This is a genomic window from Billgrantia lactosivorans (genome assembly GCF_003254665.1).
Classification (GTDB): Bacteria; Pseudomonadota; Gammaproteobacteria; order Pseudomonadales; family Halomonadaceae; genus Halomonas; species Halomonas lactosivorans.
On the sequence record NZ_QHGY01000015.1, the window covers coordinates 1 to 23,304 of the forward strand.

The 23,304-nt window shown below is 62.6% G+C and carries 22 protein-coding genes; 14 read left to right on the plus strand and 8 right to left on the minus strand.

The features are described from left to right. On the minus strand, nt 1-556 hold a 556-nt coding region (locus tag DIS04_RS18410; RefSeq protein ID WP_179951306.1), incomplete at its 3' end, for a sigma 54-interacting transcriptional regulator. A gap of 50 nt (nt 557-606) precedes the next feature. Further along, nucleotides 607-1,275: a LuxR C-terminal-related transcriptional regulator gene (locus tag DIS04_RS18415; protein ID WP_111415253.1), complete on the minus strand. Its 669-nt coding sequence runs from the start codon at nt 1,273-1,275 to the stop codon at nt 607-609. A gap of 491 nt (nt 1,276-1,766) precedes the next feature. Between DIS04_RS18415 and DIS04_RS18420 the strand changes: the two genes are divergently transcribed. The 6 genes from DIS04_RS18420 to DIS04_RS18445 all read left to right on the plus strand — a co-directional run bounded on the left by DIS04_RS18420 (nt 1,767) and on the right by DIS04_RS18445 (nt 6,606). Then, nucleotides 1,767-2,141: a hypothetical protein gene (locus DIS04_RS18420; protein WP_111415254.1), complete on the plus strand. Its 375-nt coding sequence runs from the start codon at nt 1,767-1,769 to the stop codon at nt 2,139-2,141. Between the two features lie 5 nt (nt 2,142-2,146). After that, on the plus strand, nt 2,147-2,830 hold the full coding sequence (locus DIS04_RS18425) for a hypothetical protein (RefSeq protein ID WP_111415255.1): 684 nt from the start codon (nt 2,147-2,149) through the stop codon (nt 2,828-2,830). 56 nt (nt 2,831-2,886) lie between these two features. Next, nucleotides 2,887-3,747, plus strand: a complete 861-nt coding sequence (locus DIS04_RS18430) for a heme utilization protein (protein WP_111415256.1) — start codon at nt 2,887-2,889, stop codon at nt 3,745-3,747. Nucleotides 3,748-3,838: 91 nt separating this feature from the next. After that, on the plus strand, nt 3,839-4,534 hold the full coding sequence (locus tag DIS04_RS18435) for a C39 family peptidase (protein ID WP_111415257.1): 696 nt from the start codon (nt 3,839-3,841) through the stop codon (nt 4,532-4,534). 26 nt (nt 4,535-4,560) lie between these two features. Beyond that, on the plus strand, nt 4,561-5,370 hold the full coding sequence (locus tag DIS04_RS18440; protein WP_162623118.1) for a hypothetical protein: 810 nt from the start codon (nt 4,561-4,563) through the stop codon (nt 5,368-5,370). Between the two features lie 150 nt (nt 5,371-5,520). Beyond that, the gene (locus tag DIS04_RS18445; protein ID WP_245904607.1) at nt 5,521-6,606 is read left to right on the plus strand and encodes a transporter; all 1,086 of its coding nucleotides are present in this window, start codon (nt 5,521-5,523) and stop codon (nt 6,604-6,606) included. A 65-nt stretch (nt 6,607-6,671) separates the two neighbouring features. Here the strand turns inward: DIS04_RS18445 and DIS04_RS18450 are convergent, their stop codons facing one another. Next, on the minus strand, nt 6,672-8,045 hold the full coding sequence (locus tag DIS04_RS18450) for a sigma-54 dependent transcriptional regulator (protein ID WP_111415259.1): 1,374 nt from the start codon (nt 8,043-8,045) through the stop codon (nt 6,672-6,674). Nucleotides 8,046-8,474: 429 nt separating this feature from the next. Here DIS04_RS18450 and rdgB point away from each other — a divergent pair, with 429 nt between their 5' ends. The 4 genes from rdgB to DIS04_RS18470 all read left to right on the plus strand — a co-directional run bounded on the left by rdgB (nt 8,475) and on the right by DIS04_RS18470 (nt 11,915). Continuing rightward, nucleotides 8,475-9,086: an RdgB/HAM1 family non-canonical purine NTP pyrophosphatase gene (rdgB, locus tag DIS04_RS18455; RefSeq protein WP_245904610.1), complete on the plus strand. Its 612-nt coding sequence runs from the start codon at nt 8,475-8,477 to the stop codon at nt 9,084-9,086. Next, entirely contained in the window at nt 9,086-10,264 is a 1,179-nt protein-coding gene (hemW, locus tag DIS04_RS18460) for a radical SAM family heme chaperone HemW (RefSeq protein WP_111415261.1), read from the plus strand. The genes rdgB and hemW overlap by 1 nt, the downstream gene beginning before the upstream one ends. Nucleotides 10,265-10,291: 27 nt before the next feature. Further along, nucleotides 10,292-10,975: a YiaD family glycine zipper/OmpA-like lipoprotein gene (locus DIS04_RS18465; RefSeq protein ID WP_111415262.1), complete on the plus strand. Its 684-nt coding sequence runs from the start codon at nt 10,292-10,294 to the stop codon at nt 10,973-10,975. Between the two features lie 94 nt (nt 10,976-11,069). Beyond that, nucleotides 11,070-11,915: a 23S rRNA (adenine(2030)-N(6))-methyltransferase RlmJ gene (locus DIS04_RS18470; RefSeq protein ID WP_111415263.1), complete on the plus strand. Its 846-nt coding sequence runs from the start codon at nt 11,070-11,072 to the stop codon at nt 11,913-11,915. A gap of 15 nt (nt 11,916-11,930) precedes the next feature. Here the strand turns inward: DIS04_RS18470 and mnmE are convergent, their stop codons facing one another. The 4 genes from mnmE to rpmH all read right to left on the minus strand — a co-directional run bounded on the left by mnmE (nt 11,931) and on the right by rpmH (nt 15,796). After that, nucleotides 11,931-13,301 carry a tRNA uridine-5-carboxymethylaminomethyl(34) synthesis GTPase MnmE gene (mnmE, locus tag DIS04_RS18475; protein ID WP_111415264.1) on the minus strand — a complete coding sequence of 457 codons (1,371 nt, stop codon included), beginning with the start codon at nt 13,299-13,301 and terminating at the stop codon, nt 11,931-11,933. Between the two features lie 106 nt (nt 13,302-13,407). Then, nucleotides 13,408-15,096 (minus strand): membrane protein insertase YidC, encoded by a 1,689-nt coding sequence (gene yidC, locus DIS04_RS18480; RefSeq protein WP_111415303.1) that lies wholly within the window; start codon nt 15,094-15,096, stop codon nt 13,408-13,410. Between the two features lie 180 nt (nt 15,097-15,276). Further along, complete coding sequence (rnpA, locus tag DIS04_RS18485) at nt 15,277-15,648, minus strand: ribonuclease P protein component (RefSeq protein ID WP_111415304.1); 372 nt, start codon at nt 15,646-15,648, stop codon at nt 15,277-15,279. 13 nt (nt 15,649-15,661) lie between these two features. Next, on the minus strand, nt 15,662-15,796 hold the full coding sequence (rpmH, locus tag DIS04_RS18490; protein WP_010626003.1) for a 50S ribosomal protein L34: 135 nt from the start codon (nt 15,794-15,796) through the stop codon (nt 15,662-15,664). 473 nt (nt 15,797-16,269) lie between these two features. Between rpmH and dnaA the strand changes: the two genes are divergently transcribed. The 4 genes from dnaA to gyrB all read left to right on the plus strand — a co-directional run bounded on the left by dnaA (nt 16,270) and on the right by gyrB (nt 22,544). Next, complete coding sequence (gene dnaA / locus DIS04_RS18495) at nt 16,270-17,739, plus strand: chromosomal replication initiator protein DnaA (protein ID WP_111415265.1); 1,470 nt, start codon at nt 16,270-16,272, stop codon at nt 17,737-17,739. Between the two features lie 68 nt (nt 17,740-17,807). After that, complete coding sequence (dnaN, locus tag DIS04_RS18500; protein ID WP_111415266.1) at nt 17,808-18,911, plus strand: DNA polymerase III subunit beta; 1,104 nt, start codon at nt 17,808-17,810, stop codon at nt 18,909-18,911. An 84-nt stretch (nt 18,912-18,995) separates the two neighbouring features. Then, complete coding sequence (gene recF, locus DIS04_RS18505) at nt 18,996-20,120, plus strand: DNA replication/repair protein RecF (RefSeq protein ID WP_111415267.1); 1,125 nt, start codon at nt 18,996-18,998, stop codon at nt 20,118-20,120. Nucleotides 20,121-20,123: 3 nt separating this feature from the next. Then, the gene (gene gyrB / locus DIS04_RS18510; RefSeq protein WP_111415268.1) at nt 20,124-22,544 is read left to right on the plus strand and encodes a DNA topoisomerase (ATP-hydrolyzing) subunit B; all 2,421 of its coding nucleotides are present in this window, start codon (nt 20,124-20,126) and stop codon (nt 22,542-22,544) included. Nucleotides 22,545-22,661: 117 nt separating this feature from the next. On the opposite strand, the gene gmhB is transcribed toward gyrB, so the two are convergent. Continuing rightward, nucleotides 22,662-23,216 carry a D-glycero-beta-D-manno-heptose 1,7-bisphosphate 7-phosphatase gene (gene gmhB / locus DIS04_RS18515; RefSeq protein WP_111415269.1) on the minus strand — a complete coding sequence of 185 codons (555 nt, stop codon included), beginning with the start codon at nt 23,214-23,216 and terminating at the stop codon, nt 22,662-22,664. Nucleotides 23,217-23,304: the final 88 nt, after the last annotated feature.

Below are 23,304 nucleotides of genomic sequence, written 5' to 3' on the forward strand. Positions count from 1 at the left end.
GCTCGTGGATACCCCTGGCGGCAAGTTCCTTGCCGGTTCCCGATTCACCGGTGATGAAGACAGGGGCGTCATTGGCCGCGAGAACCTGAATCTGGTCGATGATGCGTCGCATGCCTGGCGCGCAACTGACCATGCTCTTGCCAACGACCTGAAGCGTCGTGCGTTCCGTGGCCAAGTCGGCAGCGGCCTGTCGCCTGCAGACATGCAGCAGCAGGCAGTCAAGCCCGGCAATGTCGTGAGGGGGGTGAATGCTGTGAAACAGCTGTACGAGAGCGTGACGAACGCTGGGATGGAGAGAGCGCTGTGGATCGACCAAGGCTATCCACTCGAAGTCGTTGCCGGAGATCAGGCTTTCGACGGCCGCCAAGGTGGAAGGATCGTCATTCTCGACGTACAGCAGCCCGGCGCCAAAGGCCGTTGTCGGCCTGGCTTGGCATGCCGCCTCTGGATTCTCGTACAGCGTGATGCGATAGCCATGTGCGCTCAGAGCATCCTGCATATTTCGGGCTCGGGCCGGTACTCGGTCCACCAATATGACGTGGGGGTGCGTCTCCATGACCTGTCTTCCTATCAGTGCGCTCCAGTGAGGTATCGCGCCCGGTCATATCAGTGTCTCGCTTCTCGCTTGTAGCTGGGGGGGACGCTGAAGAGGTTGCGCCTTGCCCAGTTCATGGCCTGCAGCCGGTTATGTACCTTGATCTTTCTGAAAATGTTATAGAGGTGTGATTTGACCGTGTGCTCGCTGACGAAGAGCTTCTCGGCGATTTCCGAGTTGGTTGCTCCCGTGCCGAGAAGCCCGATGATTTCCAGTTCACGCTGTGTCAAGCCACAGGCAGGGCGGTAGGAGTTCATCTGCTGGCGACGCAGGAGCTGGATCATGCGCGACATCAAGTTACGCGACATCCATAGACTGCCGCTGTTGAGTGCCTCGATTCCCTTGCAGATCAGCTCTACGCTGTCGTCGCGGTAAAAGATACCTTGAAGATTGAGCGACGAAAGCAGCTCCACGGCGTGGTCCTCGCCGCGCACATTGAAGGCAGCCAGGCTGATATTGTCCCTTCCATCCACTGCTGCCTGCCATTTCTGCATACCGGCTTCGCTCAAGTGATCCAGGTCGAGAATGACAAGGACGTTTCCTTCCGCCACAGGGGGCATTGCCTCTGTATCGGTGGCCGTAACGTCATGCCCCAGCTGTTGCTGAAGGTGCTCGATGAACAGCTTGGATTGGGGGTTGATATCGGTCACGAGCAGGATAATCGATTGTTGGCTATTCATGTTCCCACCCTTATTCGCAATCACAAATGTAAAAAAATGTAAGCGCAGCCTGTCTCTGGAGTCTCGGACAAAAACAGCGAATGCGTTAATACGTTTTTTGCATTTAGCTATAATGGCTTATTCCATTTTGATTTAACGTCTCATGCGCAAAGCAGAGGGAAACAGGCGGTATTAGCTGACAGCTAGTCCTTTCCACTTATTGCTTCGCTTGAAAAATGATTTAAATACATGGCGTTACGTAGGATGCCGGGTCATTTGTCATCAAACTGTTAAACCAGGTTTCCATTCGTCATTTTTTTCCTGCCGTACCAAGCCCTTGCCTGCCAGCAAAGTCCCTCGTCGCACTTTTTTCCGCGAAATTTCCCCCCATGGTTTCTTGTTGGTTACACCTTCTCAATCGAGAGGAATAGAATAAATCATTTTAAATCAACAAGTTATATTTTGGCATGGCTCTTGCTTGATTACCAGTGAGACACGTTGAGGATGTACCGATGCCGACCCCCATGTCAGCCAGCTGCAACGCCAGCAAAGAGCAGGGAGAGCACCTGTTGCGGCAGCACCCCATGCTTGCCGCTCTATTCTCCATCACGTTCTGGAGTGTGCCTGTCGCAGCCTTGGGCGAGGGTGAGGTCTTCCTTGCTGAGGATAGCAGTGCTGCTGCTCGGCAGGAGCTCGATGCATCCCATCTCGATGATATTCGCGGACGTTATGCTCCTGCGCCGGAACTTGGGCAGGACAAGCCGTGGGGGGTCGTCCTCTGGGATGAGAGGGGTGGAAGCCCCCAGGGGAGCGATTCCGGTGGCCACCAATCACAAGCAGGAAACAATCAGCAGCGCCAATCCATGCGTACCGAGACGATCAGGTGAGCCTCATGCCCTATTTCGATACGGCAGCAGTCTGCCATACGAAACATCGCGTCTTCGCAGCGAAGGCCATCTCGCTGGTCATCAGTGGCCTGGCCCTGATGCCACTGGCCACGCTCCCGGTATCCGCTCAGGAGCGTGAGGTACACCGCCAGGTATTTACTACCACCTACAGCGCTTCCAGCTCGATCAGTGGCAATGCGCTGAGCGGCGTTACCGGTGCGGTCAATGTCAATGTCGCTTCTGGTGAACAGAATCTGCAGAGCAATGCCGGAGCGATCGCCATTGGGTCCAATGCGCTCGCCAACAACATCGTGGTGCAGCAAGTGAAAGGGAACAACAGTCTCGAGCCTGATCGAGCCAGTGTACGAATCAGGGATAACGCCCTGAGCCAGTCCACCGGCTGGATTTCCGTGAATCAGGCTGCGGGAACACAGAATGTCCAGAGCAACACCATGAGTGTCGCCCTGGGCGTGCGGGGAAGCTCGCTGACCAGTGAGAATCTCGGTCAGGTGCTTTCCGGTGGCAGCGGGCAGGAGCAGGACTCGGACGACTCCCGCTCGTCGAGGCGCGACGTCGAGGTCCAATCCTCGGCCTTTCGCGGCACGACAGGCGTCGTTCAGGTCAACCAGTCCGCAGGAAGGGGCAATACGACCAGCAACAGTTTTCGCTTCAGGATGGGGCAGAACTGAGCGGCGTCTTGCCAGTACAACGTAGCTATCCATAGGTTCATTCAGGAGTACTCTCAATGAAGACTTTCCAGAAAGCTCCCATTGCCATTGCTGTGGCCGCCCTGTTCACTTCTGGCTCCGCTTTCGCTTGGTGGGGAGGAGACGATACGCAGGAAGGCTATGCTGCCAGCAGCCACATCACTTCGACGGCCACTAACGAGAAGAGTATCTCTGTCGATCACGACGCCACTTTTTCCAGTGACATCGAGGTTGAAGGTGGTCTCTACCTCTATGATATCGAGAACTACGCTGGTGCTCTCACCGACAGCAAGCAGATGAACGAAGGCAACTCGGTCAACAACAATCAGACCGAGAACAAGGCCAACGTCAGCAGCGGTGCCTTCCAGGGAGCCAACGGTAATATTGGTGCCAACGTCGCCGGCGGCGACAACAACCAGCAGGCCAACGATGCGGCCCTGGCGGCTTCAGACGCCAACCAGGTCTTCGCCCGTGCGACCAACGCCTCCTTCCAGTCCTCTTCCGCTGGGGATACAGGCAACGCCGGTACCTCCAACTCGGCAGGTGTGAGCAGCGGTTCGTTCCAGGGTGCGACCGGCAACATTGCGGTCAACGCCGCGGCAGGCAATGGCAATAGCCAGCAGAACGCACTTTCCGCCGCCGTGAGCGAGGGCGACTCGGCCGAGGCAACGTCGATGGCCGTGCAGCAGTCCTACGGCAACGTGACCGAGAACGACATGGCGGAAGTCACCGTGGCCACGCTGTTCGGCACCAAGACCGTCGACGGGCCCGCTGTCTCGAACAACGCCCATATCAGCGGCGGATCGTTCCAGGATGCCAGCGGCAACATTTCCGCCAACGCTGCCAGCGGCTCAGGCAACCAGCAACGCAACAGCCTGGCTGTTTCCGGCACCCAGTAACCACTGCCGCTTGGCGGTTTGACGAGCCACCCAGCCGGCCCGACAAGCGGGTCGGCTGGCTGCCCAACTCAAGGCATCCGAGAGACAGACGATGCGTCAGCCATTAATTCTACTGGCCATGCTCGGCATGGTGACAGTGACGAGCCAGGTCCAGGCAGCACCGATCCAGTTCAGCGGTGTGGTGCCGGGTACCGTGGTGACCAAGGGAGTGCAGTCCATACGGGAAAGACGTTTCGAGCATCTAATCGAGCAGGAAACGGATTTCTCGTGTGGTGCGGCCTCGCTCGCCACCATCCTCAAGTACGCCTATGGCTGGACCGATATCACCGAAGAGACGGTGCTCGCTGGCCTGATGGAGGTGGCCGACCGGGAGCGTGTTAGAGAACTGGGATTCTCATTGCTTGACCTGAACAATTACGCGCAGAGCATCGGACTGCGCGGTCGAGGTTACGAGATCGGACCAGAATCCCTCGAGGAGATATCGATTCCCGTCATCGTCCTGCTCAACCTCGACGGCTATGAACACTTCGTGGTGATGAAAAAGGCGCGTGGCGATCGTGTCTATATCGGTGACCCGGCTCTTGGCAACAAGGTCATGGATCGAGAGGAGTTTCTCGATTCGTGGAACAACATCATCTTTGCCGTGGTGGGAGACGGTTTCGATACCTCGACGGTACTGCTCGACCCGGCTCAGCCACTGACTGCCCGGCGCATGACCGATGTCTTCTCTCCCGTTCCCGAACAGCAACTGCTGGATTTCGGCTTCAAGCACTCGGAAGTGTTCTGAGCCGAACCCATTATGAGGTTGGCACCATGAACAACAGCATGAGCTGCAGTCAAGGGCTTCCCTTCAGCTACATGGTCCTGGTCATCGCCGGTGTCGCAATCGGCGATGCGGCAGGCGCCGCCGGCATGTCGACCGAGTTCGAGGCCGAGGCGGAGCAGCGCCAGTTTCGCCAGCTCGACGCCAATGAACTCGCCGACATACGCGGGCGTTACGTACAGGGCAACAGCGTCCTGCTGTTCGGTATGGAGATGTCGACGGTATGGCAAACGCCGACGGGAGAGGTCTTCGAGGCCCGTGCCGACCTCCAGGTCGACCTTTCCGGCTCGGATCCAGCAGTCAGCTTTACCCCTCATATCAGCGCCACCACTGACGAAGCCTATCAGGAATATGCCGCTGCCAACCGCGATCAGGCAGTGGTTATCGACAGTGGTAGCCGAAATGCCACCGGGGTCGTGCAGGTCGTCCAGTCGGGAGGCGATTTCAATGTGGCGGGGAATGACTTTCAGCTCGATATCAACCATGGAGGCATGGCCCCGGCGGGCGTCGGTAACGGCGAGAGCGAACTGACCAGCGATTCGGGTGCACGGCTGTCCATACAAGGTCAGGCAAGTGGCCTGGGCATGTCCATTGTCATGCCGGGAGAGGGTGAGGTATCGCAGGGTGTCGACTCCGGCCGGGGCCTGCACCAATCGGTGAGGCTGACCGGAAGCCATCAGGAAGTACACAACATGGCTCGGATGCAGATCGAGATGGACCGGAACACCGGTGGCAATAGTCCTACGGGAGAACTGCGGAGAGCCTTGGAGTCGACGCGAAATCTCGAAAGAAGCTTCTGATGCTTCAGCCCTGTAACGTTTTATTTCAATTTGAATCCTTGTATGGTGGGTCAAGCGCTAGCTTCTGAATGCTGGGCGGCTGGAGGCCGCCCATTGCGTTTATTGCCACATGGCTAGCAACTGTTGGACGGATTCGACAAGGGGTACTCAATGACAATATCACCTGACTGCATCAGGAGCGCCGCTGGGCTGTCGGGCCTGCTGGCCGCCTCCTTTCTGAGCACTGCTGCCCTTGCCCAGGGCACCCCCGGGCAGGCCGATGGCGAGCCGGTACGTGAAGCCCAGCCGAGCCAGAGCGTACGCGACGTATTGCGTGAAGAACACACGCTTTTCTCCGATCGCCTGACCATCGAGCCAGGGATATCCTATACCTATTCGGATCGCAGCCAACTGGCACTGAGTGGTTTTCTGGTGCTGGATGCGATATTTCTCGGCAATATCAGCGTGGACACCGTCGAGAGTCACACCACCACCTTTGACCTCAACCTTCGCTATGGCCTGACCAACCGGCTGGAGTGGGAACTGAACCTGCCCTATGTCTATCGCTCCAGCACGTATCAGAGCATCGGTGCGGGGGGGGCTACTGATCGCTATGTGGAGGAGGACATTACCGAGGGAGGGGTGGGCGACATACGCAGCTCGCTCTATTACCGCGTCCTTCCCGAGTCATCGACCCGCCCCGATGTGGTGCTGAACTTCGGCGTGCGCGCCCCCACCGGCAAGCACCCTTACGGTATCGGGACACGAGAGATAGAGGGCAGTGACGGAAACTTGACCGTACCCGAGGAGTTGCCGACGGGGAACGGGGTCTGGGGGGTGTCGACGGGTGTATCCGTGCTCAAGACGCTTGATCCGGCCATCGTATTCGCCAACCTGGGGTATACCTATAACTTCGAGAAAAAGTTTTCCGATATCTCCAGTGATGCAAGTTCGGATCCGGGCAGGATAGAACTGGGTGATTCTATCCGTTTCGGTTTCGGCACAGCCTTCGCGCTCAATCCGCGTTTCAGTTTGTCACTTTCCTATACCCATCAGCACGCCTTCGATTCCAAGCGCACCTTCGAGGGCCAGTCGAAAGAAAATATCACCGGCAGCGGCGCCACTTCAGGAGCCTTCAATCTGGGTGCCACCTATGCCATGAGCGATACGACATCGCTCGTCACCAACGTAGGTATCGGGATGACCGACGACGCGCCGGATATCACGTTGACTTTCCGTATGCCCTTCCAGATGTGAGAGAATGCCCCGAACCCTAGTCTCCAAGGTTCGGGGCATGAGTGATACAGCTCCACGGGTGCCGATCAGGCAGACGAAAGCGAAACGGTCCCTTCGCCTTTGCGCGCCAGTTGATGTTTCTCCATCAAGCGATAGAGCGTCACCCGAGAGACACCAAGTTCATCGGCCGCTTTCTTGATCTTGTGCTTGTTACGGCTCAACGCACTTATCAAAGCCTCCCTTTCCGCGCAATTTCGCGCCTCCTCCAATGTAATAGTGTGGCGGTTCGAAGTTCTTCGCTCGAGCCCCAGGTCTGCCGGTTTGATCAGTCTCTGTTCGCACATGACCATGGCGCGCCGCACCCGATTGATCAGCTCACGGATATTGCCGGGCCAGTGATACTGTCGCATCAGGCCTAGCGCCTCCTGGCTGAAGCCGCGTACTTTCATCGACTTTTCTTCGATAAACTTATTGAAGAAAAAGCGAGCCAGGATCTCAATGTCTTCTTGCCGCTCTCGCAATGGCGGAATATTCACCTGCAGCACGTTGAGCCGATGATAAAGATCTTCACGGAAGCGTCCTTCCCTGACGGCTTTTTCGAGATCCACGTGGGTTGCCGAGAGTACCCGAACGTCGACGTGTATCTCGTCCAGGGCGCCGATTCGTTGAATGGTCTTTTCTTCGAGGAAGCGCAGCAGATTGACCTGCAGCTCGAGAGGAAGGTCGCCGATCTCGTCCAGGAACAGAGTTCCCCCCGCCGCAGCCTCGATCTGGCCGATCTTCTGCTGGCTGGCACCGGTAAAGGCCCCCTTTTCGTGGCCGAACAGTTCTGATTGGATCAAGTTGCCAGGCAGTGCGCCGCAGTTGACTGCGACGAAGGGCGCTGCGGCTCGCAGGGAACGCTCGTGAATGGCACGTGCGGCAAGCTCCTTGCCTGTTCCAGACTCACCGCTGATAAACACCGGGGCATCGACCGAGGCGACCCGGCGTATGGTCTCGAACACTCTGTGCATGGCCGGTACGGTTCCAACCATTTCGAATTCTGTACCCTGGTTGACCAGGGCCTTGGTTTCTTCCGTGCGTAGGCGCTTCATGGCCACAGCATGTTGCATCAAACAGTCGATCTGGTCGATGTCGACCGGTTCTGGCTGGTAGGCCATGAAAAGATGTCTCAATGCCTTGCACAGGTCGGGGTCACCCAGCGCCGGCTCGTTCAGCAAGGCCATCCACTCCATGTCCGAGCGTATGACCAGTCGTTCTACCTGCTTCAGATCGTGGATGCCGCTGTCGTGCAAGCAGAAGATCCCTGCTTCGTGTTCAAGATCGGCCAACATTGATTCCGCCTGTCTCAGCGTGCTCGTAGCGCTGATGTTCCAGCCCTTGTCCTCCATACGTTGTATTAGCTCTTCCTGGCCACTTCCCAGTGTGCCGACCATCAAGAGTCTTGCCTTGTTATCCATTCTCGCTCGTCCCCTTTCGAATCCTTCGACATTGAAGCAAGCGTTGGTTTCTTTTGATTACATTGCTGCATGTAATTTGAAAAAACTTTACGTTATCTTGCCTTACTCCATAGGCGAACAGTAAAAATATGATCGTTAATACCTAATAAAGGATTGGTTTCACTGTCGTGCATTCGTGCCCCAAACAACAGGTTGCACTACCACGGTAGCTTGTTTTTCTCGTCACCTCCTGTAGCGTTGACTCTCAAGACAGGATGTAAAGATAGGTTACAACGACAGATTCAACAAGGCTGAAAAAAACCATGTGGGGAAAGGGCTTGCCGGCTGGCCTCCTCTCCTGTGCGGGGCTCCCGGAGGAGGGTCTGTTTCGGCCTGATGCCCGCATGATGTAACATGGGCGGGCGATCAAAACGTGTCCAAGGAGCCACCGTGTCCCGCGATAATGTGCTGGTCCTGGCCAGCGGCAACCCCGGCAAGAACCGTGAGTTCGGCCAGCTCTTCGAGAGCCTGGGGCGGCGGGTGCGGCCCCAGTCGGAGTTCGGCGTGGCGGACGTCGAGGAAACCGGACTGACCTTCGTCGAGAACGCCCTGCTCAAGGCGCGTGCGGCCAGTCGCGCCAGTGGAATGCCGGCGCTGGCCGACGACTCCGGTCTCGAGGTCGATGCGCTTGCCGGGCAACCGGGCATCTATTCGGCGCGCTATGCCGGTGAGCCCAAGAGCGATGCGCGCAACAACGCCAAGCTGCTGGAGGCCCTGGCCGGATTCTCGGGGTCGGCACGCAGCGCGCGCTACTGGTGCGCGCTGGTCTACCTGCGGCATGCCGACGATCCGGTGCCGCTGATCGTCCAGCGTAGCTGGGAGGGGCAGATCCTGGAGCAGCCGCGCGGAGAGGGCGGCTTCGGCTATGATCCGCTGTTCTGGCTGCCTTCGCTGGGCAGGAGCGTCGCCGAGCTCGATGCCGAGGAGAAGAACCGCCTCAGTCACCGTGGCCGGGCGCTCGACGCCATGCTGGCGGCGCTGCGCGAGGCGACGCCGCACTGATGCCCGTGCTGCCGCCCCTGTCGCTTTATGTTCACGTGCCCTGGTGCGTGCGCAAGTGCCCCTATTGCGATTTCAACTCCCACGGAGTGGGCCGAGGCGTCGAGCTGCCGGAAGCCGAGTACCTGGCCGCCCTGCTCGCGGATCTCGATGCCGACCTGCCGCTGGCGGCGGGCCGGCCGCTGGTCAGCATCTTCATCGGTGGTGGAACGCCGAGCCTGCTGTCGGCAGGCTTCTATGCGCGCCTTCTCGACGGGCTGGCGCAGCGTCTGTCATTCGACGAGTGCATCGAGATCACCCTGGAGGCCAATCCCGGCACGCTGGAGCGCGGGCGATTCCTTGGCTATCGCCAGGCCGGCATCAATCGGCTGTCGCTCGGGGTGCAGAGCTTCCAGTCGGCCCAGCTGGAGGCCCTGGGGCGCATACATAGCGGCGACGACGCCGTCGCGGCACTGGAAGAGGCGCGTGCGGCCGGTTTCGACAACCTCAACCTCGACCTGATGCACGGCCTGCCGGGCCAGACCCCCGCGCTGGCCCTGGATGACCTGGAGCGTGGCCTGGCGCTGGCGCCTGAGCACCTCTCCTGGTACCAGCTTACCCTCGAGCCCAACACCGAATTCCATTCGCGCCCTCCCGTGCTGCCCGAAGAGGAGGTCTTATGGGATATCCAGGACCTGGGCCATGAGCGGCTCGAGGCGGCAGGCCTAGCGCGTTACGAGATCTCCGCCTATGCGCGCCCGGGGCGGCGCTCGCGGCACAACCTCAACTACTGGCGCTTCGGTGACTACCTCGGTATCGGTGCCGGCAGCCACGCCAAGCTGAGCGCCCGGGACGAGGCGGGGCGGCTCCAGATCGAACGCCGCTGGAAGGTGCGCCAGCCCGAGGCCTACCTGCGCCGTCGCCACGATCCCCGCGGCTTCGTCGCCGGCAGCAGCCGGGTCGACGATGCCGAGCTACCGCTGGAGTTCGCCATGAATGCCCTGCGCCTGGTCGATGGCGTGGCCCTGGCCGAGTGGCAGGCCCACACCGGACGGCCCATCGCGATGCTCAGCGAAAGGCTCGTAGCGGCACACAAAAAAGGACTTCTCGTGGAAGATGCGCAGCGGCTTCAGGCTTCGCCTCGAGGTCTATTATTCTTGAACGAGTTGCTGGCGCTCGTGGATGATGCCGGCACGCCATGATCTCGAAACCCTGACTGGAGATTGCCCATGCTCTACGCTACCCGATTCGTTGCTCCTCTTGCGGCTGCCTTGCTGCTCGTCGGCTGCGCCACCACCGACCCCTATACTGGGCAGACCCAGCGCAACAAGACCCTGTCGGGCGCCGGTATCGGCGCGGCAGTCGGCGCTGCCGCCGGCGCCCTGTCGGGCGATGGCAGTACCAGCCGCCGCGATCGGGCCGCGATCGGTGCCGTCGTGGGGGCCGCGGCGGGTGCCGGTATCGGCGCCTACATGGACCGCCAGGAGCAGCAGCTGCGCGAGAGCATGCAGGGGACCGGCGTCGACGTGGAACGCCGCGGTGACGACATCGTGCTCAACATGCCGAGCAGCGTGACCTTCGGCTTCGACTCCAGCGAACTCACCGGCCAGGCCCGCGGCGCGCTCAACGACGTGGCCAACGTGCTGACCCAGTACACCGACACCCGCGTCAATATCGCCGGCCATACCGACAGTACCGGCGACGACGCCTACAACCAGCGGCTCTCCGAGCGTCGCGCCGAGGCCGTCGGCAACTACCTGGCTCAGGCGGGCGTGGCGCGCAATCGCCTCTCGATGAACGGCTACGGCGAGAGCCAGCCGCTGGCGAGCAACGACACCGAGGAGGGGCGGGCGCAGAACCGCCGCGTCGAGATCACGCTGACGCCGATCGAGTCGCAGTTCCCCCAGCAGTAAGCGACACAGTCAGGCCGTTGCCTTGCAGGCCCGCCACTGGCAGAGTGGCGGGCCTGTTCGCTTGTCGCTTCCGTTTCGCGCGAGGTCTCCGCTCATGCTCTCCTATCAGCATGCCTACCACGCTGGCAACTTTGCCGACGTTCACAAGCATCTCGTGCTGTATGCCGTCGTCGACCACCTGCTGCGCAAGCCCTCGCCGATCACCTTCATCGACACCCATGCCGGGCGTGGCGTCTATCCGCTGGACGCGCCCGAAACCCAGCGCCTCGACGAGTATCGTCAGGGTGCGTTGCCGCTGTGGCAGGCACGGCATCGCCAGGCCGACCAACCGCTGCTGTCGGCCTGGCTCGGCGAAATCGCCGGCCTTCAGCCGCGCGGTTCCCGGCTCGAGCGCTATCCCGGCTCGCCCTGGTGGCTGGCCCAGCGCCTGCGCGGCGACGATCGACTGCGCCTCTTCGAGCTGCATCCGGGGGAGCACGACCAACTGGCGCAGCAGGCGCTGCCGCCGAATGCTCAGCGCATTCACGGCGATGGCCTGGCGGGACTGGTCCAGGCGCTGCCGGTGTCGACTCCCCGGCTGTGCGTGCTGATCGATCCCAGCTACGAGCGCAAGGAGGAGTACGCCGAGGTCGCCGACACCGTGTGTGCGGCGATGCGCAAGGCGCGCCATGCGGTCCTGCTGGTGTGGTACCCGCTGCTGCCCGCCGGTCGCCATCACGCCCTGCTGGAGCGCCTGCGCGACGGCGGCCTGCGCAAGGTCTGGCGCAGCGAGCTGACGTTGCGCCAGCCCGGCGATGAGCGCGGCATGTATGGCAGCGGCATGCTGGTGGCCAATCCCCCCTGGGGCCTCGACGAGCGCCTGGCCGCGGCCATGGCGCGGGTCACGCCGCTGCTTGGTGAGGCCAGCCGCTACACGGCCGATTGGTGGGTGGAAGAGTAGGGCCCGCCCGGACCCTCACTTTCCGATACAGAAGCTGCCGAAGATCTCCCCCAGCAGGTCGTCGGCGCTGAATTCACCGGTGATCTCGCCCAGCGCCTGCTGGGCGTCACGCAGGTCCTCCGCCAGCAGCTCGCCGGCGCCATGGCCCGAGAGCTGCGCCTCGCCGTCGGCCAGCGCCTGCTGCGCGCGGTCGAGGGCGTCCAGGTGGCGGCGGCGGGCCGAGAAGCGCCCCTCCGGGGTTGCCGAGAATCCCATCACCGCCTTGAGGTGTGCCTTGAGACTCTCCAGGCCCTCGCCGGTGCGGGCGGAGAGGCGAATCACCGGCGTCGCGGCGCTGGCATCGAGCCCGGGCGCCTCGTGGCTGGCATCGATCTTGTTGCGCACCAGGGTCAGGCGAGAGGCATCGGGCAACCGGGCGACGAACTCGGGCCAGATCGCCATGGGATCCACCGCTTCGGTGGTGGCGGCATCCACCAGCAGCAGCACGCGGTCGGCCTTCTCGATCTCGGCCCAGGCCCGGGCCACGCCGATCTGCTCGACGGCATCCGGCGTATCGCGCAGGCCCGCGGTGTCGATCACGTGCAGCGGCATGCCGTCGAGGTGGATATGCTCGCGCAGCACGTCACGAGTGGTGCCGGCGATTTCGGTGACGATGGCGGTCTCCTGTTCGGTGAGAGCATTGAGCAGGCTCGACTTGCCGGCGTTGGGACGCCCGGCGATCACCACGCTCATGCCTTCGCGCATCAGTGCGCCCTGGCCGGCGGCGGCGCGCACCCTGGCCAGTTCGCTCCGCACCGCGGCGAGCATCTCGGCCACGCGGCCGTCGGCGAGGAAGTCGATCTCCTCCTCGGGGAAGTCGATGGCCGCTTCCACGTACATGCGCAGTTCGATCAGCCGCTGGACCAGCGTCTCCACCCGGCGCGAGAACTCGCCTTGCAGCGAGCGCAGGGCATTCTCCGCCGCCGTGCGCGAGCTGGCCTCGATCAGGTCGGCGATGGCCTCGGCCTGGGCCAGGTCGAGCTTGTCGTTGAGGAAGGCGCGCTCGGAGAACTCGCCGGGCCTGGCCAGGCGCGCCCCCAGCTGGACGCAGCGCTCCAGCAGCAGGTCCATGATCACCGGACCACCGTGGCCCTGCAGCTCCAGCACGTCTTCACCGGTAAAGGAGCGGGGACCGGGGAAGTAGAGGGCGATGCCCTCGTCGATCACCGCGCCGTCGCCGCGGAAGGGGCCGTAGACGGCGTGTCGGGGCTCCGGACAGCGACCCACCATGGCGTCGGCGATCGTCGCGCACAGCGGCCCCGAGACGCGGATGATGCCCACCCCGCCACGCCCCGGCGGGGTGGCCAGGGCGGCGATGGTGTCCTGGTGATAGAGCGGATGCGGCATTGGCTGGCCCTGTTGGTTGCGGCGTCACACGCGGCATTGTCCCGTCGCGGGCCCTGAAACGCCAGACCCCCGCGGGGCGGGGGTCTGGGGGCGACGCCTGTTGCGCTCAGCGCTTGCTCTTGGCCGCCTTGCCCACGCTGGGGTCGTTCTCGATCTTGCGTGTGATGACGTACTGCTGGGCGATCGAGATGACGTTGTTGACCACCCAGTAGATGACCAGGCCGGCCGGGAACCAGAGGAAGAAGAAGGTGAAGACGATCGGCAGCATCTTCATGATCTTCGCCTGCATGGGATCCGGCGGCGTGGGGTTGAGCAGTTGCTGCACGAACATCGAGGCGCCCATCAGGATCGGCAGGATGAAGTACGGATCCTTCATCGACAGGTCCTGGATCCAGAACATGAAGGGCGCGTGGCGTAGCTCGACGGACTCCAGCAGCATCCAGTAGAGGGCGATGAAGACCGGCATCTGCACCAGGATCGGCAGACAGCCGCCCAGCGGGTTGATCTTCTCCTTCTGGTAGAACTTCATCATCTCCTGGGACATCTTCTGGCGATCGTCGCCGTACTGCTCCTTGAGGCGCTGCATCTCCGGGCCCAGCTTGCGCATGCGGGCCATGGACTTGTAGGCCTTGGCGGAGAGCGGCCACATGGCCAGCTTGACCAGAACGGTCAGGACGACGATGGACCAGCCCCAGTTGCCGATGATGTCCTGGATGTGGTCGAGCAGCCAGAACAGCGGATTGGCGATGAACCAGAGCCAGCCGAAATCGACGGTCAGGCGCAGGTTCGGGGCCACCTCCTCGAGATAGCTCTGCACCTTGGGCCCCATGTACAGCGTCGCCCCCAGGCGCGCCTCGCTGTCGGCGGATACCGTGGTGACGGGGCCGGCGAAGGCGGCCACGTTGCGGTCGCGCGAATCGGTGGTGGCGTACTGCAGGTTCTGCTGGTTCTGGGGCGGTGCCCAGGCCGAGACGAAATAGTGCTGGATGATGGCCACCCAGCCGCCCTGGACGTCACGATTGTTGAACTTGCCCGACTGGACATCGTCGAAATCGACCTTCTGGTAGCGGTCCTCCGGCGACGAGTAGGCCGCGCCCAGGTAGGACTTCATGCCCATCGAGACGCCGCTGGAGGGGTCGGGGCTGTTGTCCCGCGCCAGCTGGCCGATGAAGCGTGCCGTGACCGGCTCCTCGCCGTTGTTGGCGAGGAAGTAGTTGACCTCGACCGCATAGCTGCCGCGCTCGAAGGTGAAGCGCTTGATCACCTCGACGCCGTTCACCTCGCCACGTAGATCGACGTCGAGGCGGCCCTCGTCATCGGTCAGGCGGTAGCGGGTATCCTCCGCGGTGAAGCCGATGCGCCCCGCATTGCCGTCCACCTGCAGCCCCGAACGAGCCACGTAGCTGCGCGTCTCGTTGTCCGAGAGCAGCACATAGGGACGATCGGAACCCAGCGCCATGCGATGCTGGGGCAGGGCGGCGTAGACGATATCCCCCCCCTGGGGGTCGATGCGCACGTCGAGCACGTCGGTCTCGACGGCGATCAGGTCGCGGGAACTGTCCGACTGTTCCGACTCGGCCGGCATGTCGCCGTCCATCTCCTGCTCCGCCCGAGGCGTGGCGGGTACCGCCAAGTCGTCGTCGTCTGGCGCTTCCTGCTCATCGGCTTCTCTTGCGGTGATGGCGGGAGCGTCGGGCTCAGGAGCAACCTGGCCATAATCCTGATTCCACTGCACGACCAGCAGGTAGGCGAGCACGGCCAGTGGAATCAGCAATAGGAGTCGTTTTACGTCCATGAGGGTTCTGCCCGGTGGGTAGTGAACATGCCGCTGGAACGGGATCCGCTGCCATGTGAAGGGGGACGACAGCCTGCCGGGCAGGCCGTCGAGGCGGCGTTCGGTAGCGCTGTGGCCGTGTTGGCGCTGCTTGCTCGCGCGCGCCGCTTCGGTCAGCGCTTCCCGAGGCATCGCATCCGGTCAGGAGGTCATCGACTTTCGTGCGTCACGCTCCAGGCGGCGCCACATGCCGGAAAACTGGCGATGCAGCGTGGCCCTGTCCAGCTCGTTCGCGCCGCGTCGAGCCAGCAGGACGATGTCGACGGCGGGTAGCGAGCACTGCTGCAGGCGAATGGATTCACGAGCGAACCGCTTGAGACGGTTGCGATCCACGGCCTTGCGGACGTTCTTCTTGCTGATGACCAGGCCAAGGCGGGGGTGGTCCAGTCCATTGGGGCACGCCAGGGCCATCAGCCCCTTGCCATGTACCTTGTATGTCGCGTGATCGAAAACGTATCGATAATCCCTGGCAGTCAGCAGGCGCAGCTGCTTGGGGAAACCATGACCGGACACGCGCAATCCGCTATCAGGCGCTCAGACGCTTGCGGCCCTTGGCGCGGCGGCGAGCCAGAACGGCGCGACCATTCTTGGTGGCCATGCGAGCACGGAAACCGTGGACACGCTTGCGCTTGAGAACGCTGGGTTGAAAGGTACGTTTCATAACACTTGATTCCCACGTGGTTAATTGACGGAACGTCTTACAGGAATGCCCTGGCTCCCGCGAGGAACCAGGGGCGTATTCGGTTCAAGACCGGAAATTGTAGAGACTTCGGCTGCCCGACGCAATTGTTCCGCACGCTGCCGTGCGCCCTGACCCGGCGGCCGCCGGGCGGAGCCGCGCCGAGGGCATCGCCAGGCGGCGTATGCCTGCTGTGGTCAGTATTGGGGATGGCTTCTGTTGATAAGTTGGAGCTTTAATTATTAATCAAGGAGATAAAGGGTGCCCATAGGTGTGGAAAAACGTTTCGCAACCGGGCCGCCCGGAGGGCGAGCGCGTGGCCGGTCGACGGCAGGCGAGCCTCCTTCCCGCAGGCGTTTTTCCACAGGCGTTTGCGCTGTCGAACCGCGTGTGGATAACCCGCCGGGCGAAGGATACAATGGCCGGTCATGCATCAACGGGTATGGTGAGGTCGAGTGTCTCTTGCTCTCTGGCAACAGTGTCTGGATTACCTGCAGGACGAGCTGAACGCACAGCAGTTCAACACCTGGATTCGCCCCCTTCAAGCCGAAGAGGGTGAAGCCAACGAGCTGCGCCTGCTGGCGCCCAATCGCTTCGTTCGCGACTGGGTCGGCGACAAGTATGCCAAGCGCATCAATGAGCTGCTTCGGGACCTGGCGCCAGCCAAGCCGCCGCGGGTGGTGTTGACGGTGGGTAGCCGCAAGGCGGCGGTCAAGCCGCAGCCCCGCGACCTGGGCGCCCCGGTCTCGGCCAACCCCCACTCTCCCTTGGCGCCGGCCGTGCAGGTGCCGCCGCGAGGCGACATCGGCGACGAACGCGAGATCGACCAGCTGCGCGAGGAAGGCGGTGCGCCGCGTCGCTCCGGCGGCGACCGTGAGGTGCAGGTCGAAGGCAGCCTCAAGCACAACAGCGGGCTCAACCCCAGCTTCACCTTCGAGACCTTCGTCGAGGGCAAGTCCAACCAGCTGGCACGCGCCGCCTCGCGGCAGGTCTCCGAGAACCCGGGAGGCGCCTACAACCCGCTGTTCCTGTATGGCGGCGTAGGGCTGGGCAAGACCCACCTGATGCATGCGGTCGGCAACGCCCTGGCGGCTCGGCGCGAGAACGCCCGCGTCGTCTACCTGCACTCCGAGCGTTTCGTGGCCGATATGGTCAAGGCGCTGCAGCTCAACGCCATCAACGACTTCAAGCGCTTCTATCGCAGCGTCGACGCGCTGCTGATCGACGATATCCAGTTCTTCGCCGGCAAGGAGCGCTCCCAGGAGGAGTTCTTCCATACCTTCAACGCCCTGCTCGAGGGTGGCCAGCAGATGATTCTCACCTCGGATCGCTATCCCAAGGAGATCAGCGGCGTGGAGGAGCGCCTCAAGTCCCGCTTCGGCTGGGGGCTGACCGTGGCCATCGAGCCTCCTGAGCTCGAGACCCGGGTGGCGATCCTGATGAAGAAGGCCGACCAGGCCAAGGTGGACCTGCCCCATGATGCCGCCTTCTTCATTGCCCAGAAGATCCGCTCCAACGTGCGTGAACTTGAGGGGGCGCTGAAGAAGGTCATCGCCGACTCCCACTTCATGGGCAAGCCGATCACCCAGGACTTCATTCGCGAGTCGCTGAAGGACCTGCTGGCGCTGCAGGACAAGCAGGTGGGAGTGGACAACATTCAGCGTACCGTTGCCGAGTACTACAAGATCAAGCTCGCCGACCTGCTCTCCAAGCGTCGCTCGCGCTCGGTGGCGCGGCCGCGTCAGGTGGCCATGGCGCTGGCCAAGGAGCTGACCAATCACAGCCTGCCGGAGATCGGCGATGCCTTCGGTGGCCGCGACCACACCACGGTGCTGCATGCCTGCCGCAAGGTGCAGGCTTTGCAGGAGGAGAGCGCGGATATCCGCGAGGATTACAAGAACCTGCTGCGGCTGCTGACCAGCTGACGCAGAATCGGCGGGACGCCCGCTACCGACGCCCGACACCCATCTACAGGACGAGACGTGGAGCCGACATGAGATTTTCCATTACCCGCGAAGCGCTGCTACGGCCGCTGGCACTGGTGGCTGGCGTGGTGGAGCGTCGCCAGACCCTGCCGGTGCTGTCCAACGTATTGATTCAGGTCGACCAGGAGCAGGTGGCCCTGACCGGTACCGACCTCGAGGTCGAACTGATCGGGCGCACGGCGGCGTCCCAGGTCGAGGTGCCCGGTGCCGTCACCGTGCCGGCCCGCAAGCTGATGGACATCTGCAAGTCGCTGCCCGACCAGGCCGAGCTCCAGTTCAGCCTGGAGGAGGGGCGCGCCGTGCTGCGCAGCGGCCGTTCCCGCTTCACCCTCTCGACCCTGCCGGTCGCCGAGTTCCCCAACATCGAGGACAGCGCCGGCGACGTCGAGCTCAGCCTGCCACGCGGCACGCTCAAGCACCTCATCGATGCCACCTCTTTCGCCATGGCCCAGCAGGACGTGCGCTACTACCTCAACGGCATGCTCCTCGAGCTGCGCTCCAATCTGGTGCGCACCGTCGCGACCGACGGGCACCGGCTGGCCGTGTGCTCCCGCCCGGCCGAGATCCAGGTGGAGCCGGCGCGCAAGCTGATCGTGCCGCGCAAGGGCGTGCTCGAGCTGGTGCGGCTGCTCGACGACAGCGATGAACCGGTGACACTGACGCTCAGCGCCAGCCACGTGCGTGCCCATACCGGCGATTTCACCTTCACCTCGAAGCTGGTCGATGGCAAGTTCCCCGACTACGAGCGCGTGGTGCCGCGCGGCGGTGACAAGGTCTTCATTGCCGAACGTGCGGAGCTGCGCCAGGTGCTCTCACGCACCTCGATTCTCTCCAACGAGAAGTATCGCGGCGTTCGACTGCACCTGCAGGAGGGTAACCTGCAGGTGATGGCAAACAATCCCGAGCAGGAGGAGGCCGAGGAAAACGTGGCGGTCGAGTACGGTGGCGACGCCCTGGAAATCGGCTTCAATGTTGGCTATCTTATTGATGTGCTTAACGTTATTGGTGAAGACCGGGTGCAGATGACGCTCGCCGACTCGAACAGCAGCGCCCTGATGGAGGAGCCCGGCGGGGGCGATGCGCTATATGTCGTCATGCCGATGCGTCTTTGAGGCAGGCCTCATCCTGGCCTTGCCTCTGCCCACCCGTCCACGCCACGGCGCGGCCGGGTGGCGTCCAGCGCCGTGCCATACCGCATGTTGATCGATCGTCTCGCCTTCAGCGGCCTGCGCAACCTCGGGACCCTCGACTTCACGCCGGCCCCGGGGATCAACCTGATCGTGGGGCGCAACGGTAGCGGCAAGACCAGCCTGCTCGAGGGGCTGCACATCCTCGGCATGGGGCGCTCCTTCCGCACCCGACAGCTCAAGCATGCCATCACCCATGACGCCGACGAGATGACGCTGTTTGCCCGCCTCTGCGGCGAGCCCGCCCTTCCCGTCGGCGTTCGTCGGGCGCGCGACGCCGCCGAGCTGGAGATCCGCATGGCGGGCGAGCGGGTGTCTCGACTGGCGAGGCTGATCGAGGCGCTGCCTCTTCAGCTGGTCAACCCCGATGCCTTTCGCCTGCTCGAGGGGTCGCCAGCCGGGCGACGCGAGTTTCTCGATTGGGGAGTGTTTCACGTGAAACACGACTTCTACGATGCCTGGCGCCGTGCCAAGCGCGCGCTGAAGCATCGGAATGCACTCCTCAGGCATGGTAGAATGGATGCCAATGGTCTGGCCGCCTGGGAGCAGGAGCTGGCCGTGTGGGGCGAGCGGGTCGATGCCCTGCGACGCGAGTGGATGGCCAGCTTCGTACCCGTATTCGAGGAGACCCTGGGCGGCCTGCTCGACCTGCCCGAACTGAGCCTTCGCTACTCCCGCGGCTGGGACAAGCAGCGCCCGTTGCGGGAGGTGCTGGAAGGGAACCGGGCAACGGATCAGCTGATGGGCTTCACCCAGCATGGGCCGCAGCGCGCCGACCTGCGTATCCGGCTCGGCCGCCGGGCGGCCGTCGAGGTGCTGTCCCGGGGGCAGCAGAAGCTGGTGGTAAGCGCCCTCAAGCTGGCACAGGGGCGACTGCTGGAGCGGATGACCGGACATGGCTGTCTCTACCTGGTCGACGACCTGCCGGCGGAGCTTGATGCCGAGCATCGACGCGTCTTCTGCCGTCTGCTCGAGTCCATGCGCTGCCAGGCCTTCATCACCGGTGTCGAACACGACGCCCTGGTGGGGCCTTGGCAATCTCACACGCCCCTTGCGGTGTTTCACGTGAAACAGTCAGCATCCGGAACAGGGCAGCTAGTGCCACAGGCACAGATAGACTTCACGACGGAGTAGTCAATGAGCGAACAAGCTTACGACTCATCGAGCATCAAGGTCCTCAAGGGGCTGGATGCCGTGCGCAAGCGTCCCGGCATGTACATCGGTGATACCGATGACGGGACTGGACTGCACCATATGGTGTTCGAGCTGGTGGACAACTCCATCGATGAAGCCCTGGCCGGATACTGCAGCGAAATACGCGTCGTCATCCACCCCGACGAATCCATTACCGTCAGCGACAACGGCCGCGGCATACCGACCGACCTGCATGAGGGAGAGGGCGTTTCGGCAGCGGAAGTGATCATGACGGTGCTTCATGCCGGGGGCAAGTTTGACGACAACTCCTACAAGGTGTCGGGAGGTCTGCACGGCGTCGGGGTATCGGTGGTCAACGCCCTCTCGGAGGAGCTCAAGCTGACCATCTGGCGCGCTGGCCAGGTCTACGAGCAGATCTACCGGCACGGTGTGCCCGATGCGCCGCTGGGAGTGGTGGGCAAGACCGAGAAGACCGGGACGCGAGTGCACTTCAAGCCCTCCTCCGGGACCTTTGCCAATATCGAGTTCCACTACGATATCCTCGCCAAGCGGCTGCGTGAGCTCTCGTTCCTCAACTCCGGCGTGGCGATTCGCTTGATCGACGAGCGCAGCGGCAAGGAGGAGCTGTTTCACTACGAAGGTGGCCTCAAGGCCTTCGTCGATCACCTCAACAGCAACAAGACCGTGCTCAACCCGGTATTCCACTTCGAGTCCGAGCGCGAGGACGGCGTCGTGGTCGAGGTGGCGATGCAGTGGAGCGACTCTTTCGCCGAAAATATCTTCTGCTATACCAACAACATACCGCAGCGCGACGGGGGCACGCACCTGGCCGGCTTCCGTGCCGCGTTGACCCGCACGCTCAACGGCTACATCGAGTCCGAGGGGCTGCTCAAGAAAACCAAGGTGGCGACCTCGGGCGACGATGCCCGCGAAGGGCTGACGGCGATCATCTCGGTGAAGGTGCCGGATCCCAAGTTCTCCTCGCAGACCAAGGACAAGCTGGTTTCCTCCGAGGTGAAGACGGCAGTGGAGCAGGAGATGGGCCGGCTGTTCTCGGACTACCTGATCGAGAATCCCAACGATGCCAGGTCGATCGTCAACAAGATGCTCGACGCCGCGCGTGCTCGCGAGGCGGCGCGCAAGGCCCGCGACATGACCCGCCGCAAGGGGGCGCTGGACATCGCCGGCCTGCCGGGCAAGCTTGCCGACTGCCAGGAGAAGGACCCGAGCCTCTCCGAACTGTTCCTGGTGGAGGGCGACTCGGCCGGTGGCAGTGCCAAGCAGGGCCGTGATCGCCGTACCCAGGCGATCCTGCCGCTCAAGGGCAAGATCCTCAACGTCGAGAAGGCGCGCTTCGACAAGATGCTCTCCTCCGCCGAGGTGGGCACGTTGATCACGGCGCTGGGCTGCGGCATCGGCCGCGAGGAGTTCAACCCCGACAAGCTGCGCTACCACTCGATCATCATCATGACCGACGCGGACGTCGACGGTTCGCACATCCGTACCCTGCTGCTGACCTTCTTCTTCCGCCAGATGTCGCAGCTGATCGAGCGCGGCCACGTCTTCATCGCCCAGCCGCCACTCTACAAGATCAAGCGCGGCAAGCAGGAAACCTACCTCAAGGATGAGCAGGCACTGATCGACTACCTGACCACCACGGCCATGGATGGGGCCAGGCTCTACGTCAACCCGGAGGCGCCGCCGGTCACCGGGGCGCAGCTCGAATCGCTGGTGGGGCAATACCGCGACGTGATGAAGCGCATCGACCGCCTGTCGCGCGTCTATCCCAACGAAGTACTGCGCAAGGTGGTGCACGCGGCGCGCCTCGAAGGCGAGGCGAGCCTCAAGGACCGCGTTACCATGCAGAACTGGATTGCCTACCTGCAGGAAGAGATGGACGCGCTGGTGGCCTACGAAGGCGGCCCACGCTACACCTTCCGCCTGGAGGAGGACGCCGAGCGCGAGCTGTACCTGCCGGCGGTCACGCTGACTGCGCATGGCGTCAGTTCCGATTACGTCTGGGGCATCGACTTCTTCACCAGCGCGGACTATCGCGCCATGGCAGCACTGGGCGAGACCCTGGACGGCCTGCTCGAGGAGGGCGCCTACATCGCTCGCGGCGAGCGCAAGAAGGCGGTCAGCACCTTCTACCAGGCGCTAGAGTGGTTGATGGGCGAGGCTCAGCGCGGGCTTTCGGTACAGCGCTACAAGGGGCTGGGCGAGATGAATCCGGACCAGCTATGGGAAACGACCATGGACCCCGAGACACGACGCCTGCTGAGGGTATCGATCGAGGATGCCGTGGCCGCCGACATGATGTTCAACACGCTGATGGGCGATGAGGTCGAGCCGCGTCGAGCCTTCATCGAGAGCAATGCGCTGGTTGCCAACCTGGACGTCTAGCCTCGTGCCACTCGCCGCGATGTTTCACGTGAAACGTCGCGCCGGGAAGGAAAGCAATTGATTCCCAAAGAAAACCGACCTGCCATGGGTCGGTTTTCTCTTTTTGGTGCCGCTCCATCAGTCAACGTGCAGCAGCCAATCGACGAAGGCGGCCAGGTCATCGAAGATGAGCGCATCGGCGAGACCTTTTCCCGCGGCCTCGGTCCGCCTGCCCTTGCCGGTGCGCACCAGCACCGGGCGACAGCCCAGGGGCCTGCCGGCCTCGAGATCGCGCAGGCTGTCACCGACCATCCAGCTCCCCGACAGGCTGGAAAACCCCAGCTTGCGGCGAATCTTCTCCAGCAGACCCGGCTGTGGCTTGCGACAGTCGCAGCCATCTTGCGGCCCGTGTGGGCAGTAGACAATGCACGCGATGGTTCCTCCTGCCTTGGCAACACGCCGCTGGAGTTCGGCGTGCATGGAGTCCAGCGTGGCCTCGTCGTAATAGCCGCGCGCGATTCCCGACTGGTTGGTGGCGACAGCGACGGTCCAGCCCGCACGAGTCAGGCGTGCGATGGCCTCAATGGAGGTGGGGTAGGGGATCCACTCGTCCAGCGAGCGGATGTAGTGATCGGAGTCCCGGTTGATGACCCCGTCCCTGTCGAGTATGACGAGTCTATTGGCGTCTGGCATCGGCGCACCATGGGCTGCGAGGGAATGAGGAAAGTGTTTCACGTGAAACAGGCGCTGCCAAGGCTTGCATCTTGAGCAATGTTCCACG